The 16,594-nt window shown below is 71.1% G+C and carries 11 protein-coding genes; 6 read left to right on the top strand and 5 right to left on the bottom strand.

Features of this window, described 5'->3' with window-relative positions; all coding sequences use genetic code 11:
* Window positions 1-2: 2 nt before the first annotated feature.
* Window positions 3-1,958: a S8 family peptidase gene (locus tag SLW52_RS16975; RefSeq protein WP_267103875.1), complete on the bottom strand. Its 1,956-nt coding sequence runs from the start codon at window positions 1,956-1,958 to the stop codon at window positions 3-5.
* A gap of 65 nt (window positions 1,959-2,023) precedes the next feature.
* A complete protein-coding gene (locus SLW52_RS16970) occupies window positions 2,024-4,378 on the bottom strand; it encodes a YadA-like family protein (RefSeq protein ID WP_267093079.1) in 2,355 nt (784 codons plus the stop codon).
* A gap of 135 nt (window positions 4,379-4,513) precedes the next feature.
* Here SLW52_RS16970 and SLW52_RS16965 point away from each other — a divergent pair, with 135 nt between their 5' ends.
* Window positions 4,514-5,914 (top strand): ATP-binding protein, encoded by a 1,401-nt coding sequence (locus tag SLW52_RS16965; RefSeq protein WP_053069678.1) that lies wholly within the window; start codon window positions 4,514-4,516, stop codon window positions 5,912-5,914.
* Here the strand turns inward: SLW52_RS16965 and SLW52_RS16960 are convergent.
* Complete coding sequence (locus tag SLW52_RS16960; RefSeq protein ID WP_152236666.1) at window positions 5,895-6,635, bottom strand: response regulator transcription factor; 741 nt, start codon at window positions 6,633-6,635, stop codon at window positions 5,895-5,897. The two genes, SLW52_RS16965 and SLW52_RS16960, sit on opposite strands and share 20 nt — an antisense overlap.
* Before the next feature lie 243 nt (window positions 6,636-6,878).
* On the opposite strand from SLW52_RS16960, the gene SLW52_RS16955 reads away from it, so the two are divergent.
* The 5 genes from SLW52_RS16955 to purU all read left to right on the top strand — a co-directional run bounded on the left by SLW52_RS16955 (window position 6,879) and on the right by purU (window position 11,760).
* On the top strand, window positions 6,879-7,760 hold the full coding sequence (locus SLW52_RS16955) for an NAD-dependent protein deacetylase (RefSeq protein ID WP_267098808.1): 882 nt from the start codon (window positions 6,879-6,881) through the stop codon (window positions 7,758-7,760).
* Window positions 7,761-7,787: 27 nt separating this feature from the next.
* On the top strand, window positions 7,788-8,945 hold the full coding sequence (locus SLW52_RS16950; protein ID WP_320740790.1) for an NADH:flavin oxidoreductase/NADH oxidase: 1,158 nt from the start codon (window positions 7,788-7,790) through the stop codon (window positions 8,943-8,945).
* 58 nt (window positions 8,946-9,003) lie between these two features.
* Window positions 9,004-9,882 (top strand): NAD(P)-dependent oxidoreductase, encoded by an 879-nt coding sequence (locus tag SLW52_RS16945; protein WP_081613553.1) that lies wholly within the window; start codon window positions 9,004-9,006, stop codon window positions 9,880-9,882.
* 121 nt (window positions 9,883-10,003) lie between these two features.
* On the top strand, window positions 10,004-10,444 hold the full coding sequence (locus SLW52_RS16940) for an XVIPCD domain-containing protein (protein ID WP_017908683.1): 441 nt from the start codon (window positions 10,004-10,006) through the stop codon (window positions 10,442-10,444).
* 464 nt (window positions 10,445-10,908) lie between these two features.
* The gene (gene purU, locus SLW52_RS16935) at window positions 10,909-11,760 is read left to right on the top strand and encodes a formyltetrahydrofolate deformylase (protein WP_152236662.1); all 852 of its coding nucleotides are present in this window, start codon (window positions 10,909-10,911) and stop codon (window positions 11,758-11,760) included.
* A gap of 261 nt (window positions 11,761-12,021) precedes the next feature.
* Here purU and SLW52_RS16930 read toward each other — a convergent pair whose 3' ends face one another.
* Complete coding sequence (locus tag SLW52_RS16930) at window positions 12,022-14,019, bottom strand: choice-of-anchor X domain-containing protein (protein WP_320740789.1); 1,998 nt, start codon at window positions 14,017-14,019, stop codon at window positions 12,022-12,024.
* A gap of 238 nt (window positions 14,020-14,257) precedes the next feature.
* A complete protein-coding gene (metE, locus tag SLW52_RS16925) occupies window positions 14,258-16,549 on the bottom strand; it encodes a 5-methyltetrahydropteroyltriglutamate--homocysteine S-methyltransferase (protein ID WP_267093073.1) in 2,292 nt (763 codons plus the stop codon).
* Window positions 16,550-16,594: the final 45 nt, after the last annotated feature.

Raw genomic sequence — 16,594 nt, 5'->3', positions numbered from 1 at the left:
GGTCACTCCGTGTAGCTCACCGACAGGGTCACGTTGGCGTAGCCGCCGCTGCCGCCGACCAGGCGGAAGAAGTAGCTGCCGGTCGCCGGCAGCGCCATCTGCACGTTCTGCGTGGTGCCGTTGCGCACCGAGCTGTAGTCGGCATCGCTGCCGTTGGCGCTGGGTGCGCGCACCGCACGTACGTACAGCCGCAGCTGGCCACTACCGCCCAAGGTGCGCAGTTGCAGGTTGCGTGCGTTGGCCGGGACATCCAGGCGGTACAGCGGCCCCTGGCCCGTAGCGGCGGACAGCCGGCTCTGCGTGCCGCGCGCGATGGTCGTGGCGGTGGCTTCCTCGCCGCCGCCGCTGGCGCCTGCAGCGCGCGCGACCGCCTTGCCGGCATTGAGGATGCCGGCGCCGATGCGCAGCGTCGGCTTCACCGGGAACACGTTGGAGGTCTGGGTCAGGATGTCGCGCATCTGCGCGGTCGTCGGCACCGGCCGGCCGGCGTTGATCGCCGCGCTGATCGCCAGGGCGACCACGCCGGCCACGTGCGGAGAGGCCATGGACGTGCCCGCGTAGCCGGCGTAGGCCGGCTGGTCCGGACCATGGGTGCCGTTGTTGAGGGTGGACCAGACCAGGCCGGTGCGCACCGATCCCGCACCGCTGGATGCATCGTTGGCGTACACGCCGCCGCCGGGCGCGGACAGGGTGATGGTATTGCCGAAGTTGGAATAGTAGGCGCGACCGCCGGTGATGCCGGTGGCGGCGACGTTGATGACGCCCGGGCAACTGGCCGGCGAATAGCCCCCGGCGTCGGCGTTGTCGTTGCCTGCGGCCACCACCACCACGCTGCCGCGCGCGATGGCGCTGGCGATGGCATTGGCGGTGACCGAATCCTGCGCGCAGGCGCCGCCGCCGCCCAGGCTCATGTTGATCACCTCGGCGGGGTTGGCATTGTCGGGCACGCCGTCGACGTGGCCGCCCGAGGCCCACACGATGGCATCGGCGATATCGGCGGTGGTGCCGCCGCAATGGCCGAGCGCGCGGATCGGCAGGATCTTCGCGTCCGGCGCGATCCCGGCCATGCCGATGCCGTTGTTGGTGCGCATGGCGATGGTGCCGGCGACGTGGGTGCCGTGCCAGGAACTGTCGGTCTGTTCCTGCGGTTGCGCACAGCCGCCGTTGGCGACCAGGTACTTGTCGTCGGTGGTCCAGTCGCCGGTGTCCCAGCCGCCCGCGACGCGTCCGTTGCTGGCGCGGCCGGACATCAGCGCATCGCTGATGAAGTCGTAGCCGGCGCTGGCCAGCGAGGTGTCCAGGTCCGGATGCGCGGTGATGCCGGTATCGATCACCGCCACCACCACGCCCTGGCCGGTGCCGTACTGCCAGGCCGGCAACAGATCGATGCCGCCACGGTTGGGATAGCCGGTGGTCTCCGGCGCCAACGTTTCCAGGTGGCCATCGGGCGTGCGCAGGTGCCACTGCACGGCGTAGCCGGGATCGTTCGGTGCGCTTGCCGCGCTGGCCGTGGCCTGCGCGGCGCTGCGTACCGGCTTGAGCACCAGGTTGGGCTCCACGTGCGCGATTGCGGGGTCGGCCTTCAGGCTGGCGATCAGCGTCTGCAACTGCGATGGCGTCAGCGCGCGGCTGGGCCGCACCAGGTCGGCGCCGATGGCGAGGCGACGCACCCGGTTCAAGGCCGGGGCGGTCTGCCGGTAGGTGCTGGTCCAGGTGCTGGCGGTGCTGCGCGCGGCCATGATCTGGTTCAGCGTGGCGCTGGCGGCGCGCGTGTCGCGGACGGCGCTGCTGCCGTCGCGATAGGTCACGATCAGGCCGTCGTAGACGGTGGATTGCCCGGGCGCGGCCTGGGCCAGGACCGAGAAGCGCGGGGCGGTCTGCGCCTGCGCGGTGCCGGCGAGGGCCAGGCCCAGCGACAGGGTGAGCAGGTTGCGGGAAAGCGGGGTGGCATGGGTCATGGCGGTGTCTCTGCGAAGATCGACGAAGGCGTGGAAATCAAGGAAGGGCGGCACCTGCGGTCGTGTCACCAGCTGAAGCCGGCACCGGCGGACACGCTCTTCTCGCTGCCGGAGAAGGCGCCGCCGAGCGAGACGCTGGCGCGGTTGCCGATCGCGCGCTGGTAGCCCACCGCCAGCGCGCTTTCGCCGCCCTGCGAGCCGACGCCGACGCCGATGCGGTTGGCCCCGGCCAGGCCGGAGGTGTTCACCGCCATGCCGGCATAGGCGGCGCTGACCGCGCCCATCCGGTCGATGCGCCGGTCCAGGTGCTGGAAGCGCTGGTCGGTGTCGGTGCGCAGCTTGGTCAGGTTGTCGTCCCAGCCGGCCATGCGGCTGTCGGTGTAGGCGTTGGCGCTGCTAAGCGTGGCGCTGTCGCCGGCCTGCATCTGCGCGACGTTGACCGCATCGGTGGCCGCGCTGCCGGCGGCGACGTTGCTGATCTGGCGTTCGTTGCCGGCGCTGCCGACCGAGACGGTATTGGCGCGCGTGGCGGAGGAGCCGCGGCCGATCGCCACGGCATTGTTCGCCGAGACCGACGCGCCCTGGCCGACGGAGGTGCCGGAGGCGGCCGTGACCGTGGCGCTTTCGCCGACCGCCACCGCGTTGGTGGCATTGGCGCTGATGCTGGCGTTGGCGCCGACCGCGGTACTGCCGTCGGCGTTGACCTGCGCGTTGCCGCCCAGCGCCGTGTCGTTGGGGCCGTAGGCCAGCGCGTTGGAGCCGATTGCCGTGCCGTTCTGGCCGTTGGCGGTGGCCTGCGCGCCCACTGCCACGGCATTGGTGCCGGCGCCGACGCTGGGGCCGCCAGTGCCGCCGCCGCCCACCGCCACGCCGCCGGCGCCACTGCCGACCCGGGTGTCCAGCGCCGACAGTGCGCCATCCAGCGCCGACAGCGCCGAGCCGACCGTGCCGTAGCTGCGGCCCTGGATCAGGTAGCTGCCGCCGCTGAAGCTGCCATCGCCGCCGACCGCGCTGCCGGCGCCGAGCGCGCTGGCGATGCTGCGCAACTGCAGCACGTTGACCGCGTCGGTGTCGGCGGTGCCCGCGGCGATGTAGGTGAGCTGGCGCAGCGCACCGTCGTTGCCGAAGGCGACCGCATTGTCGCGGTCGGCCATCGAACCGGCGCCGATGGCCACGCTGTTGGCGCCGGTGGCGGCGCTGTTGTAGCCCAGCGCGACGCTGCCCGCGGTCAGTGCGGAGGCGCCGCTGCCGAGCGCGGTGGCGCCGGCGGCATTGGCGCTGGCGATGGCGCCGAAGGCGCTGGCGTCCTGCCCGTCGGCGAAGGAGCTGGCGCCCACCGCCAGCGCATTGGTGCTGGTCGCCAGCGCGGAGGCGCCCAGCGCCATGCTGTAGTCCGCGTCGGCATGGCTGTCGAAGCCCAGCGCGGTGCCGTAGTCGGACAGCGCCCAGGCGCCGGCGCCGACGGTGACCGCGCCCAGTCCGTTGGATTGCGCCGGCACGCCTGCATTGCTGGCGCCGATCGCCACGCTTTGCTGGCCGGCCGCCGAGGCGCTGTCGCCGATCGCGATGCCGCCGTCGCCGCTGGCGGTGGCGGTGTAGCCCATCGCCACGCCGAAGAAGCCGGAGGCGACGCTGTAGCCGCCGTTGGCGACGGCGCCGGTGCCGCTGGCATTGGCGGCATAGCCGAACGCGCTGGCCTGCTCGGCGCTGGCGCTGGACGAGGAGCCGCTGGCGGTGGCGTACTTGGCGCTGGCCGATGCGGTGGCACCCACTGCGGTGGCGCCGGAGCCACTGGCGCTGGTGTTCCAGCCCAGCGCGCTGGCACTGTCAGCGGTTGCGGTGGCGGCCGTGCCCAGGGCCAGGGAACCGAAGCCGGTACTCTGCGCGCCGGCCGAGTCGCCGTAGGTGCTGCCGAAGAAGCTGCCGCCGATCGCGATCGCCGAGGTGCCGCTGGCGACCGCGCCGTCGCCCATGGCGATGGCGGCGCTGTCGGAGGCGACGGTGTGGTGGCCGATCGCGATGGCGAAGGCGCCGGAGGCGTCTGCGCGTGCGCCCATCGCCACCGCGCGCAGGCCGGCGGCGCTGGCGTAGTCGCTGCCGTCGTTCAAGCCTTCGGCCAGGAAGTAGTGGGTGGTGTTCTGGGTGCCGGGCTGCACGTCCTGGGTGGTGGCGTCCTGCGGCGCCGCGTCGGCGTCGGCGCTGTCCGTCTCGGTGGGGGTGGCGTTGCCCTGCGGCGCCTGCGATGGCGGCTGGGTCGCCGCGGTCGGTGCCGTGGCAGTGACCGCGAAAGCGCTCGAGGGCAGGCTCAGCGCGAGCAGCAACGCGGCGGTCAACAGACCGTCAGAGGCCTGCGGCAGGATGGACGAGGACGACGACAGCGGGCGCACGGCGGCGCGCAGGGCATTGGGCAGAAGAGGCATGGTCGATTCCGGGCTGGGGCCGGGAGCGTCGTCCCGACAACGAGTCAGGCCCGATTAAGGCCGCAAGCCCAGCCCCCTTCAATGCACGCAAATTCACGTCTCCCTCACGGTAGACTCACCGTCATGGGAGCCTGGGTGAGATGGGGTGCGCACTCTGCGCCGGTCGCGCTTGCCGCGCGGCTGTGGCGGCGCCTCTCGCTGTGGCTGCGCCGGGTGCCGATCGCCGATCCGCTCGACCGGCGCAACGCGCCCGCGCTGCAGGTGCTGTTCGTGTTCCTGGGCAGCGAGATCCCGCTCAACAAGCTCTACCACCTGCTGACCGCACCGCGCATCGAGATGAGCACGATGCAGCTGGCGGTCGATGTGGGCACCGATGCGGCGATCGCCGCCGCGGCCTGGGGCGGGGTCTGGATGATCCGCCGCGGCCTGCTCAAACAGGCCGCCGCCGCGTTCATCGCGGTGGTGCTGTGCTCGGCGGTCGCCGCCAACCTGGCGTTCGGCTATCAGCTGCAGGCCTTCGATCCGTACCCGATGATGATGCTGACCCTGGCCGCGCTGGTGATCGGGCGCCGCGCGCTGTGGCTGGTGTACCTGTGCATCCCACTGATCTTCTGGCTGGGCATGGAAAGCCCCTGGGGCCAGGACCCGCGCGGCACCCGCAGCCCGTTCCAGAACCTGCCCTCGCTGGCGCTGAGCTACCTGATGATCACCCTGGTGCTGGATCGCACCGTCGCCGCGCTGCGCGAGAGCCTGTGGCGTGCGCGGCGCAGCGCCGCGCGCCTGCGCGTGGAGATGCGCGAACGCACCCTGGCGCAGCAACGCCTGCTGCATCTGCAGAAGATCGAGCTGGTGGAGCAGCTGGCCAGCGGCGTGTCGCACGACTTCAACAACATCCTCAGTGCGATCCTCGGCTACACCGAGCAACGCCATTGCGTGCACGAACTGGACTATCACCCGCCGCGCGATGCGTTGGTGCTGGCCGATGCACTGGAAGGCGTGGCCCTGGCCGCGCATCGCGGCGTGGCGGTCAGCCGCAAGCTGCTCAGCTTCAGTCGCCGCGAGGCGAGCGTGCCCGAGCGCTTCGATGCCGGCGAAGCGCTGCGCAGCCTGCAGCCGATGCTGCGACAACTGTTCGGTGCCGCGGTACAGGTGCGTCTGGATCTGGCCACCGAAGCGGCGCCGGTGTTCCTGGATCGCAGCCGCTTCGATCTGGCGCTGCTCAACTTCGCCGCCAACGCGCGCGATGCGATGCCCGGCGGCGGCTGCTTTTCGCTGCAACTGCGCCGCGATGGCGAGGCCGTCGCCATCGCCATCGCCGATACTGGCGTGGGCATGAGCGAGGCCGTGCAACGGCAGATCTTCGAGCCGTTCTTCACCACCAAGCCGGCCGGGCAGGGCACCGGGCTGGGCCTGGCGGTGGCGTTCGAGATGGCGCAACAGGCGCATGGCAGCCTGCAGGTGCGCAGCGCGCCCGGCGCCGGCACCTGCTTCGTGCTGCGCCTGCCGCTGGCCGGGCTCAGCGCTCCTGCGGCATGAGCAGATAGCCTTCGCCGCGCACCGCGCGCAATGGCAGCGCGCTGCCGGTGCGCTCCTGCACTTTCTGCCGCAGCCGATGCAACAACGCGTCCAGCCGGTGCGGATCGATCTCCAGCCCGGCATTACCGCCGAGCATGCCGACCAACGCATCGCGGCTGACCAGGCGCCCGCGCGCCTGCCACAGGCTCTGCAGCACCTTGCGTTCGGACGCGGTCAACGGCACCGCCTGCCCGTCCGGCGCGAACAGGCACCAGCCGTCGTCCTGCAGTTGCCATTCCTCGCTGGCCGGCGCGCTCGGCCGCAGCATGCGCCGGGCCACGCTGAACAAGGTGGCGGCGAGGATCTCGATCTGCACCGGCTTGATCAGGTACGCATCCGCACCCTGGACCAGCCCGCGCACCAGATCCGGCTGCTCGCCGCGGCCGCTGAGGATGACGATGCCCATGCCGGGGCGGCGTTCCTGCAGTTGCTGGGTCAGGGTGAAGCCATCGCTGTCGGGCAAGCCGATGTCGAGCACGATCAGATCGAAACGCTGCGCCTCCAGCGCCGCCCACAGCGCCTGCGCGGTGCGCAGCGGCGTGACCTCGAAGCCGTGCCGCTGCAGGCCCGGCAGCAACACGCGGTCGCGCAGCACATCGTCGTCCTCCAGCAACGCCACCCGCAGTGGGGCGTTGGCGGCAGCGGCGAGCGGGGACGGGGTGGGATCGGAAACGCGGCTCACGAGACGGAATCGGCGAAGGGATGGCATTCCTCACGGAGGCGGCGTGCGGCCAGCAGGGTGCAGTGAACGCCGAGCATCCTGCCGCGCCCTGGACAGTAGCCAGTTTCCAGCGGGCTTTCAATGCGCGCGGCAACGCTTCAGCGGCCGTGGCGGCCAGGGCTTGCGTTGCTGCCGCCCACCCCCTAGATAGGAAGCCGACACGCCATCGTCGCGTGCGCCTCCACCACCTCCGGGACCTTCACGATGTCGCAGTTGCTGCAGGATCACGCCGCGTCCGCACCGCCGGCGGCGTCCGCGCTGGAAGCGTTCGTCGACCGCCATCGGCGCCTGTTCGTGCTGACCGGTGCCGGCTGCAGTACCGACTCGGGCATTCCCGACTACCGCGACGCCGCCGGCGACTGGAAGCGTGCGCAGCCGGTGACCTACCAGGCCTTCATGGGCGAACTGGCGACGCGGCAGCGCTACTGGGCGCGCAGCCTGCTCGGCTGGCCGCGCTTCGGCCATGCGCGGCCCAATGCCACCCATGCCGCGCTGGCGCAGCTGGAAGCGCGCGGCCAGGTCGAACTGCTGCTGACCCAGAACGTGGATGGCCTGCACCAGGCCGCCGGCAGCCGCGCCACCATCGACCTGCACGGGCGCCTGGACGTGGTGCGCTGCATGGGCTGCGAGCGGCGCATGCCGCGCGAGGCGTTCCAGCAGCACCTGCTGCAGCACAATCCGCAGTGGGCGACGTTGCAGGCCGCGCCGGCGCCCGACGGCGATGCCGACCTGGAGGGCGAGGATTTCGCCAGTTTCGTGGTGCCGGCCTGCACGCACTGCGGCGGCGTGCTGAAGCCGGATGTGGTGTTCTTCGGCGAGAACGTGCCGCGCGAGCGCGTTGCCAGTGCCTTCGCGCATCTGCAGCGCGCCGACGCGGTGCTGGTGGTGGGCTCGTCGCTGATGGTCTATTCCGGCTTTCGCTTCGTGCAGGCCGCGGCCAAGGCCGGGCTGCCGATCGCCGCGGTCAACCTGGGCCGCACCCGCGGCGACGATCTGCTGAGCATGAAAGTGGAGCAGTCGTGCGCGCAGGCGCTGTCCTTCCTGCTGCCGGCGGCGGCGCGCGTTCCGAATCCCGGCACGAACTGATCCATCGGCAGTGGTTGATCGCGCTGCATGGTAGGAGTGCAATGGTCGCTTGCCGCGCCGCGCGCGGCGTCTCCATGGATCCGCATCGTGAGTCACTTGTTCTCGCCCCTCGCGCTGGGGCCGCTGTCGTTGTCCAAGCGCATCGTGATCGCACCGATGTGCCAGTACTCCGCCGAGGACGGCCGTGCCAGCGACTGGCACACCCAGCATCTCGGGCAACTGGCGCAGTCCGGCGCCGGGCTGCTGATCCTGGAGGCGACCGCGGTGGAGCCGCGTGGGCGCATCAGCTACGCCGATCTGGGCCTATGGGACGACGCCACAGAGGCGGCGCTGGCCACGGTGCTGCGCTCCGTGCGGCGCTGGTCGCCGATGCCGTTGGGCATCCAGCTCGCGCATGCCGGGCGCAAGGCGTCCACGCACAAGCCCTGGGACGGCGGCGGCGCGATCGCGCCCGACCAGCCGAACGGCTGGCAGACCGTGGCGCCGTCGGCGCAGGCATTCGCCGACGACGGCCCGTCGCCGCAGGCGCTGGACCTGGCCGGCATCGACGCCATCGCCGAGGCGTTCGTGGCGTCGGCGCGGCGCGCCGAGCGACTCGGCTTCGAGCTGATCGAATTGCATGCCGCACACGGCTACCTGCTGCACCAGTTCCTGTCGCCGCTGAGCAATCAGCGCGGCGATGCCTATGGCGGCAGCCTGGAGAACCGCATGCGCCTGCTGCTGCGCGTGCATGCGGCGGTGCGCGCCGCGGTGGCGCCAAGCATCGCGGTGGGCGTGCGCATCTCCGCCACCGACTGGGTCGACGGCGGCTGGGATCTGGCGCAGAGCGAGGCGCTGGCGCAGGCATTGCAGGCGCAGGGCTGCGATTATCTGCACGTATCCAGCGGCGGGCTGGACCGGCGTCAGCGCATTCCGGTGGCGCCCGGCTACCAGGTGCCGCAGGCCGAGGCGCTGCACCGCGCGCTGCGCATGCCGGTGATCGCGGTGGGCCTGATCACTGAGCCGCAGCAGGCCGAGGCCATCCTCGCCGAGGACCGTGCCGATGCCATCGCGCTGGCCCGCGGCATCCTCTACGATCCGCGCTGGCCGTGGCACGCGGCCGCCGCGCTGGGCGCGCGGGTACGTCCGTCGCCGCAATACCTGCGTTGCGAGCCGCATGCGGCGCGCGGCGTGTTCGACGCCTGACCGGCGCGCCGCGCGCGCTGGTGGCGTCCTCCATTTCGATTCCTTCATGGAGCCTGCAATGACGACGATTGGATTTCTCGGCCTGGGCACGATGGGCCAGCCGATCGCGCTCAACCTGCTGCGCGCCGGCCATGCGTTGACGGTCTGGAACCGCAGCGCCGCGGCGGCGCAGCCCCTGCTCGAGGCCGGCGCGCAGCAGGCCGCGCAACCGGCCGATGCGGTGCGCGGGCCGGTGCTGTTCTCGATGCTGGCCGACGACACCGCGGTGCGCGAAACCCTGCTCGATCGCGGCGCGCTGGACGCGCTCACCGCCGGCAGCGTGCACGTCAACATGGCCACCATCTCGGTGGCCTTGGCGCGCGAACTGCACGCGCTGCATGCCGAGCGTGGCGTCGCCTACCTGGCGATGCCGGTGCTGGGGCGTGTGGAGGTGGCCGCGGCCGGCCAGCTCAACCTGCTGGCCGCCGGCGATGCCGCGGCGCTGGCGCGGGTGCAGCCGTTGCTCGACGTCATCGGACGCAAGACCTGGTATTTCGGCGCCGCCCCGGAACAGGCCAACGCGGTGAAGCTCGCCGCCAACCTGTGCCTGGCCAGCGCCATCGGCACCATGGCCGAAGCATCGGCGCTGGTGCGCGGGCACGGCGTGGAAGCGGCCGATTTCCTCGACATGCTCACCAGCACCGTGTTCGCCGCACCGGCCTACCAGACCTACGGCGGCATGATCGCCGAACAGCGCTACAGCCCGGCCGGCTTCAAGGCCACGCTGGGCCTGAAGGACGTGCGCCTGGCCCTGAACGCCGGCGAGACCCGGCACGTGCCGATGCCGCTGGCGGCGGTGCTGCGCGATGCCTTCATCGAGGCGATCGCGCACGGCGACGGCGACCTCGACTGGGCGGCACTGGCCAAGGTCGCCGCGCGCCGCGCCGGCCAGGCCTGAAGCGCCGACGGCTCTTCAGCGGACCTTGGCGGCGCATGCGGCACACTGCGTGCCCGCTTGAGCCTGGCGCGCGGTTGCCGCTAAGGTGCGGCGATTTGCTGGCGCATCACAGGAGGATGCCATGAGTCCGAATTCGTCCGATCCCGGCGACAGAGCCCCGATCCAGCCACCGCGCGCGGTTGTGCGCGAGCCCGTGCCCGGGCCCGATCACCCGGAGCATCCGGACCATCTCCTGTACGCGCAGATCCGCGAGGGCGTGCATGCGCTGGACGCCGCCTGTGGGCGCGCGCCGGACGCGATCAGCGAGCGCATGGTGGCGCGGCTGCTGCCGCTGGCCAAGGAATACGGTTTCGACCAGGTCGACCACGTGGTGCTCAGCCGCGAGATCGGCGACGTGGAGGATGGCGAGAACGTGTTCCTGGTGCGCGGCGACCTGGACGATCCGGCGCACCTGCGTGCGCACATCACCACCCACGAAGCGGTCGGCATGTCGGTGGAGGACTCGCTGGCGCGTCTGGAAAAGGTCAACCGCCGCCTGGCGCTGCGCCTGCGCCCGGAGTGAGCGCAGGCGAGTGAGCAGCGTCATGGGTGCGACGTCAGCTGCGACCGGATTTCAGGATAAGGATGCCTAAGCCCCTCTCCCCCCGGGAGAGGGGTCGGGGTGAGGGTACGGGGCGCGCAGCGCACGCGGAGTTCAAGTTGCACGAAGCTTCGCCCGTACCCTCATCCGCCCCTTCGGGGCACCTTCTCCCGGAGGGAGAAGGAAAAGCCGGCTGCGGCTGGATGGCGTGGCCTCTTCTCACCGTCCTGGTTGAGGCCGCGCCCACACTGCAGCACTGGCACGGTCAGGGACTGCACTGTGGGAGGGACTTCAGTCCCGACGTCGTGCAAGATCGGATGCACAGCGGACTTCGTCCGCCGTCGCTGCATGACAGTTGCCTCACCACGTTCCAGAGGCGGACTGTCCCGATTCCCGATTCCCGATTCCCGAATCCCGAATCCCCGCCTTTCCCCTATCATCGACAGATGCGCCACGACTACATCCTGACCCTGTCCTGCCCGGACCGTACCGGCATCGTCTTCCGCGTCAGCGGCCTGCTGTTCGAGCACGGCTGCAACATCCTCGATGCGCAGCAGTTCGGCGACGAGGAAAGCGGCCGCTTCTTCCTTCGGGTGCACTTCGACGTACCCGCCGACGGCATCGTCGCCGCGGTGAAGCTGCAATTGGAGCCGCTGGCCGCCGACTACGCGATGGACTGGCAACTGCACGACGCGCGCCGCCGTGCGCGCCTGCTGGTGCTGGTCAGCAAGCAGGGTCACTGCCTCAACGACCTGCTGTTCCGCGCGCACAGCCGGCAGTTGCGGGTGGACATCGCCGCGGTGGCCTCCAACCATCCCGACTTCGCCGCGCTGGCCGGGTCCTACGGCGTGCCGTTCCACCACCTGCCGGTGAGTGCCGCCAACCGCGCCGAACAGGAGGCGCAGCTGCTGGCGCTGGTCGAACGCGAACGCATCGATCTGGTGGTGCTGGCCCGCTACATGCAGATCCTGTCGCCGACGCTGTGCGCGGCGCTGGCCGGACGCGCGATCAACATCCACCACAGCTTCCTGCCCAGCTTCAAGGGCGCGCAGCCGTACCACCAGGCGCACGCACGCGGGGTCAAGATCATCGGTGCCACCGCGCACTACGTCACCGGCGATCTGGACGAAGGCCCGATCATCGAGCAGGACGTGGCCCGCGTGGACCACGCCATGACCCCGCGCGAACTGGTGCGCCTGGGCAGCGACACCGAGTCGCAGGTGCTGGCCCGCGCCGTGCGCCGCCACGTCGAGCATCGCATCCTGCTCAACGGGCATCGCACGGTGGTATTTCGCTGAGGCGGGGAGTGGGGATTCGGGAATCGGGAATGGGGAGCAGCAACAGCAACAGCAACAGCGGCTAAGCACCCGCTTGCCCTAATCCATGGTCGCGGCGCCGACCGTCTGCATCGACGATCATCGCCGCTCTCCAGTCACTGCACCGTGGCATTTCCGATGAAGCGGGGAATGGGGGTCGGGAATAGGGAAGGGCACCATCAGCAGCCGCAGCGCGGCGTTCGCTCTGCCGATTCCCCATTCCCGATTCCCCATTCCCAGCCCTCAACGCGCCGCGTTGGCGTTCATCGTCGCGTTGCGGCTGGCGTCCAGGTACTGCGCCGGATCGCGCATGCCGGTGGTGTGGCACTGGCCGGTGGTGTGGCCGCGGTTGACGCCGCCGGGCAGCTGGCCGTTGACCTGCTCCACGGTGCCGTCCTCCGGGTCGCTCAGCACCAGGTCCGAGGCCGCATTGCAGTAGTCGTTGGTGTACCAGTTGGTCTTGGCGAAGGAGGTGGTGTAGTAGTTCACCAGCGCCCGCGCCGAGTTGGGGATGCCGGCCAGCCAGGCCTTGGCGCCGTCGTAGGTCAGGTCGTTGTTGGTGCCGCAGCCCACACCGAACCACGAGCCCACCGTGGCCAGGATGCCGGCCAGGTTGGTGCCCTGGTAGGGCGTGCCCACCGACTGCATCACCCGCCCGCCGCTGGCGTTGTCCAGGCCGCTCCAGTAGTAGACGTACAGGTGTAGCGCGGCCATGCCGCCCTGGCTGTGCGCCACCGTGCCGAACGAGTTCCACTGGCTGCCGAACTGCGCCAGGCGCTGCGCGAACTGGTCGTTGCTGCGGTTCTGGTTGACGTCCAGGAACGCGGAGGCATTGGTGAACTGCGCCACCGGCCACACCCCGCCCGAGCAGTAGCCGTGCACCAGCACCAGGCGCTTGCCGGTGGCCTGCGCCTGCATGTCGGTGGCGGCGGTGCTCAGCTGCGCGGGGCGCTCGCCCATGCGCATGCTCTCGTCGATCGCGCCGGTGCTGCGCGCCACGCTGCTGCGGCGCAGCGCCGGCAGGGTCAGCGGCAGCGTCGCCCGCGTGGCCAGCGGCACGAAATTGTCCGGATCCTCCACGCGCAGGTTGCGCAGGGCGAACGGCGCACGCGCGCCGGCGCGGACGATCCAGCGTTCGTCCACGCTCAGCGGCAGGCGTCCGTCCTGCGGCGCGAGCATGCCGCCGAGCCAGGCCACCGGCACCGCGCTGCCGTCGCGGCCGGTGCCCCACAGTTCGCCGAGCACGCGATAGTGCGCCGGCGCCTGGCCGCCGCCGATGCGCACCGGGATCGGCAGGATCAGGCGGGTGCCGGGCTGGGCGCTGGCGGCGACCGCGTCGGTGTTGATGCGCAAGGTAGTGTCCAGCACCGGCAGCACGTGCTCGCTGGTGCGCACGAAGGCCTGGCCGCCGGCGTCGTGGCCGTGCACCACCACCTGTGCGATGTAGGTGCCGGTGGCCGTCGCCGGGAACTCGCCGGCATACACGCCATCGCCCGCGGCGCCGTCGCCGTGGCGGCCGTCGTCGGCCATCGGCCATTGGCTGACGGAACCGTCCGGCGCGATCACGCGCAGCCGTGCGGTGTCGATGCGGCCGCTGCCGGCGCTGCGCGCCAGCGATACGCCGCCCTGCGCATCGATGCCGCCGAGCAGCGCGGTCAGGCCGATGCGCTGGCCGCGCTGCAGTTGCGCGCGGTCGCTGGGATAGGACGCCAGTTGCGTGCGCGGGTCGCCTTCCATCAGCACATAGCCGCGCTGCGCCGTGTTGCTGCCATCGGCCTGCAGGGTCAGGGTCCAGTCGCCGTTGGCGGCGCTGTCCACGTGGTACTCGCGGGCCGGCAGCGCGGCGCCGCCGGCGCCAAGTTGGGTGGCCTTGGCGCTGGGCGCGAGCAGCGGCGTGGCGGCGGCGGTGCCCATGCGTGCGCTGGCCGTGGCCGGTGCGCTCAGGCGCGGTTGCCAATCGTGTTCGCCGGACAGCACCACGAAGCGCAGCTTGCCGTTCTCCACCGGCAGGGTGGTGTGCCATTGCGCCGGGCTGCCGCTGCGCGCGGCGGAGAACTCCACCGGCAGCAACGCGCTCTTGGACAGGATCGCCGCTTCCGCCGGGGCGGGCGCGCGCATCTGCGCGAACTCCTCCGGCGGTCCGGCCAGTTGTTTGGGAATCAGTTCGGCCGCGTGCAGTGCGGCGGCGGGGACGACGAGACACAGGACGCAGACGGCGGACAGGTTCGACAGCTTCGGCATGACGCGCTCTCCCTGGCGGTGCTGAGAAGCAGACGCACATGCCGGAACCGCGACGCCGTGCGCCGCCGGCAGCACGTCGGCGAGGACGCAGCGCCCCCTCGCCACGCGTTCGCCTGTGGTTATAGCCAGCGCACATTGCCGGACAAAGACGCAATGCAGCAATGCACGCCGAACTGGGATGCCGGACATGCTGCAACCATCGCGATGCCCGGCGCACGTGGCGCCGGGCATCGCCAGGTCACGCCGCCTGCGCGTGCTGGCTGCGCAACTGCTGCGCCGCCGCCACCATCGCCTGCAGCGCGTTGCGGGTTTCCGCCCAGCCGCGGGTCTTCAGCCCGCAATCCGGATTGACCCACAGTTGCTGCGGATCCAGCACCGCACGCGCCTTCTCCAGCAACGCCACCATCTCCTGCGTGCTCGGCACGCGTGGCGAGTGGATGTCGTACACGCCCGGCCCGATCGCGTTCGGGTAGCGGAAGCGCACGAAGGCATCGAGCAGTTCCATGCGCGAGCGCGAGGTCTCGATCGAGATCACGTCCGCGTCCATCGCCGCCACCGCCTCGATGATGTCGTTGAACTCCGAGTAGCACATGTGGGTATGGATCTGCGTGGCGTCGCGCACCCCGGCCGCGGCGATGCGGAAGCACTGCACCGCCCAGTCCAGGTACGCCTGCCAGTCGGCGCGGCGCAGCGGCAGGCCTTCGCGGATCGCTGGCTCGTCGATCTGGATCACGCCGATGCCGGCCGCCTCCAGGTCGCGCACCTCGTCGCGCAGTGCCAGCGCGATCTGCCGGCAGGTCTGCGCGCGCTCCTGGTCGTCGCGCACGAACGACCACTGCAGCACCGTCACCGGCCCGGTCAGCATGCCCTTCATCGGCCGCTCGGTCAGCGACTGCGCGTAGGTGGTCCAGCGCAGCGTCATCGGCGCCGGGCGCTGCACGTCGCCGTAGATGATCGGCGGCTTCACGCAGCGCGAGCCGTAGCTCTGCACCCAGCCGTGACGGGTGAAGGCGAAGCCGTCCAGCTGCTCGCCGAAGTATTCGACCATGTCGTTGCGCTCGAACTCGCCGTGCACCAGCACGTCCAGGCCCAGTTGCTCCTGCGCACGCACGCAGCGTTCGGTCTCGGCGGCCAGGAACGCGTCGTACGCGGCATCGTCGAGTTTGCCGGCCTTGTGCTGCGCACGCGCCTGCCGCACCTGCTCGGTCTGCGGGAACGAGCCGATCGTGGTGGTCGGATACAGCGGCAGCCGCAGCGCCGCCTGCTGTGCCTGCCGGCGCTGCGCATACGGCGATTGCCGACGGCCGGCGTCGTCGGTCAGCGCGTCCACCCGCCGCGCCACCTCGGCGCGGTGCACGCGCGCAGAGGCGCGACGGCTGGCCAACGCATCGCGCGCCGCGTCCAGCCCCGCCTGCGCCTGCGGCTGGTCGTCCAGCGCATCGGCGAGGGTGCGCAGTTCCTGCAGCTTCTGCCTGGCGAAGGCCAGCCAGCCGACCAGTTCGCGGTCCAGCCTGGTCTCCTGCTGCAGATCCACCGGCACGTGCAGCAGCGAGCACGAGGGCGCCAGCCACAGCCGCTCGCGGCCGACATGGCCGGCGGCATAGCGGGCCAGGGTCAGCGCGTTGTCCAGCGGCGTGCGCCACACGTTGCGGCCGTTGACCAGGCCAGCGGAGAGCACGCGGCCGGCCGGCAGCGCCTGCAGCACCGCGTCCAACTGCGCCACGCCACGCACCAGGTCCACGTGGATGCCGTCCACCGGCAACGCCATCGCCAGTTCCAGGTTGTCGCCCAGTTCGCCGAAGTAGCTGGTCAGCAGCAGTTTCGGCCGCGGCGCTTGCGCCAGGAAGGCGTAGGCACGCTCATAGGCGGCGCGCGCGGCGTCGTCCAGGTCCAGCACCAGCGCCGGTTCGTCGAGTTGCACCCAGCCGGCGCCGGCCGCATGCAGGCGTTGCAGCAGTTCGGCGTACACCGGCAGCAGGCTGTCCAGCAGCGCCCAGCGGTCGCTGCCGTCCACGGTCTTGGACAGCGCCAGGAAGGTCACCGGCCCGATCAGCACCGGCCGGGTCTGGATGCCCTGCGCCTTGGCTTCCAGGAACTCCACCACCGGCTTGTCGCCGCGCAGGCGGAAGTGCTGGCGCCGCGCCAGCTCCGGCACCAGGTAGTGGTAGTTGGTGTCGAACCACTTGGTCATTTCCAGCGCGTGCAGGTCCAGGCCGTGTTCCTGCGTGCCGCGGGCCATCGCGAAGTAGCCGGCCAGCGGGTCGGCATCGGCCAGCGCGCGGTAGCGTTGCGGGATCGCATCGAACAGGAACGCGGTGTCGAGCATCGCGTCGTACAGGCTGAAGTCGTTGCTGGGCGGCACGTCCACCCCGGCCTCGCGTTGCAGTTGCCAGTGGCGCAGGCGCAGCTCGCGTGCGGTGTCCTGCAGTTGCGCGCCGTCGATGTCGCGGCGCCAGTAGCGTTCCAGCGCCTGCTTGAGCTCGCGCCGCGCACCGATGCGCGGGAAGCCCAGGTTGGTCACGATCGTCATGTTGCGTTTCCTCATTGCGTTCAAGGGCATTGAGGAACGAAGGAA

Origin of the sequence: Xanthomonas sp. LF02-5, from assembly GCF_034105325.1 — a bacterium.
Lineage (GTDB): Bacteria > Pseudomonadota > Gammaproteobacteria > Xanthomonadales > Xanthomonadaceae > Xanthomonas_A > Xanthomonas_A sontii.
The sequence above is the reverse complement of the archived record's forward strand: the minus strand, read 5'-3'. Positions and strand labels throughout refer to the sequence as shown.